Source organism: Marinobacter sediminicola (assembly GCF_031157525.1).
Classification (GTDB): Bacteria; Pseudomonadota; Gammaproteobacteria; order Pseudomonadales; family Oleiphilaceae; genus Marinobacter; species Marinobacter sediminicola.
The window spans coordinates 1-2111 of the sequence record NZ_JAVIXR010000028.1; the positions used below are offsets into that span (position 1 = coordinate 1).

Annotated in this window: 2 protein-coding genes; one reads left to right on the forward strand and one right to left on the reverse strand. The window is 54.8% G+C overall.

Annotated elements, in window-relative coordinates; translation table 11 throughout:
* Positions 1-204: 204 nt before the first annotated feature.
* Entirely contained in the window at positions 205-1221 is a 1017-nt protein-coding gene (locus tag RG807_RS17635) for a nucleoid-associated protein (protein ID WP_309046046.1), read from the forward strand.
* A 63-nt stretch (positions 1222-1284) separates the two neighbouring features.
* Here RG807_RS17635 and trmH read toward each other — a convergent pair whose 3' ends face one another.
* A complete protein-coding gene (gene trmH / locus RG807_RS17640) occupies positions 1285-2016 on the reverse strand; it encodes a tRNA (guanosine(18)-2'-O)-methyltransferase TrmH (RefSeq protein WP_309046047.1) in 732 nt (243 codons plus the stop codon).
* Between the last annotated feature and the right edge of the window lie 95 nt (positions 2017-2111).

Sequence of the window (2111 nt, forward strand, 5' to 3'; positions counted from 1 at the left end):
GGGGTGTCTTTTCTTCTGGAAAAACAACTCGCTTCGCTCAGACATCTTTTTCCGGCCAGAAAAGACACCCCGCCCCACGGCTATCAGGCTTTGCTGCAATTCTCCTTTTTTAGTCGTGAATGTATTTGTTGTACGTGGCAGAATCTTTGGCCCTGAAGGTTTCCTTCGGGGCTTTTTTGTTTATTTATTCGGGATTTTCTTTTTATGGCCATCAAGCATCTGCGCACCGCGTTTTCCAGTCAGTATCAGCCGGGGCAGCCTGCCCGCCTGCAAAGTGGTGAGGCGCTGCAGGAACCGGGTGGCGATTATGAAGGGCTGCACAAGCAGATGAAGCGGCTGTTTAACAGCAAGCCGGGTAAGAAGTACGGGCGGTTTTCAGAAGATATTGGTGAGAGTCCGTTTAGCGGTTGGCTGAAGGATTATCTGGAGGACAAGCAGAGTTTTGCATCGTTCACAGATCGGGTGTTTGGGCAGTGGCAGGAGTTGCTTACGAGTTGCCAGGAGGAATTTGTGGGGCAACTTGTGGTTGTTCACGAGGCCCTGGCAGATTCCGATGTGGTTTATGTGATGATTCTGGAGAGCGACGGCGCTTTGCGCTTCGATGGCAATCAGGCCCTGGATACAACGGATGTGCTGAGCACGTCCCGCCTGAATCTTGCCATGCGGGTTGAGCTGGATGACTGGCTGGGTGATAACGCGGCTGAGAACTATCTTACGTTGGTGCATGCCCGGGGCACGGGTGAACCGGGGGAGCTGTTTATCCGGCTGTGTGGTTTCACCAACCAGATCGATGTTGAAAAGGAAACTCTGACGTTTCTGGATGCTGTGGAAGCGTTTGCGAAGTCTTCGGAGCCGGAAAAGGCCGGTGAGGTGCGCACGCGGGCTTATGAGTTCTGCAAAGAGCAGCATGCTTTGGGTGAGCCGGTGGCTATTGAAGCGTTGTCTGGCTATCTGGATGAGGATGAGCCCGGGCGTTTCAAGGAGTTTGCCAGTAAGTCTGCGGAGATGCCCGAGAGCGGCGTGCTGCACCCGGATCATCGGAAGGTGAAGAAGCTGGTGCGGATTGCGGGCTCTGGCGGAGGGATGAGTGTTTCGTTTTCTTCGGATCTGGTGAATCAGGCGATTTACTATGATCGCGACAAGGATGCGCTGACGATTACTCGCCTTCCTAAGGCTTTGCGGGAGCAGTTGGAGCGGTATTTGGAGCATCGCGAAGACTAGGGTTGGCTTCGCTTGCCTGCTGCTTTGGGGGCTGGCTCCGCGGCGCGGTAAAAGGTGTTTTCGTTAGCTGACCTCTGCCGGGCTATCTTCATTCCAGCGGGGGCGGTTGGCTCTGAGCACCCTTACTTCCTGCATCCAGCCTACTCCGTCAATTAGCTCACCGGTTTCGTGATCAATGGGCGGGTATGGCAGGTTTCGGTCGTCGCAGTAGCGCTTGACGACAGGCTGGCACCAACTGAAGAGTAGGCGGTTGTATTCTTCATCCGGTATGCGCCGATTATCGAACAAGCCGGCCTCTTTGCGCTGCCTTTGGGCTTCGGAGAGGATGATCGCGCAGGCGGCGGATACGTTGAGGGACTCGACCATGCCCATCATGGGGATAACAATGTGTTCATCAGCTTGTTCCGCTGCTGCTGTGCTTACGCCATCGACTTCGTTACCCATAATAACGGTGCATGGCACGGTGAAATCTGCGGAGCGATAATCGATCGCTCTGTCTGACAGCTGTGCCGCATAAAGCTTATGGCCCTGCCCTTTCAGATGCGCTATGGCCTCGTCCATAGTGCGGTGGGTATGAGGCGTTACCCACTTGAAGCTACCGCCGACGGTTTTCCGAAATGCCCGGAAGCCTTCTTTTGGCCAGACCACGTGCATATTGGCTAACCCGAAGGCGTCGCAGGTTCTCAGTATGGCGGAGAGGTTTCTTGGTTTGTGAACCTGGTCGGTCAGGACTGTCAGGTCCGGCTGTCGAGTGTTCAAAACCTGTTTGATGCGGGCAAGGCGTTCGGGGGTCATGGGCTTTTGGAGTTATCTCGAAAGTTCGGGAAGCAGTTGGCGAGGTTCTTCCCGAAACAAGCGCACATGGATGTGCTCGTAGCGTGTTTTGGGAA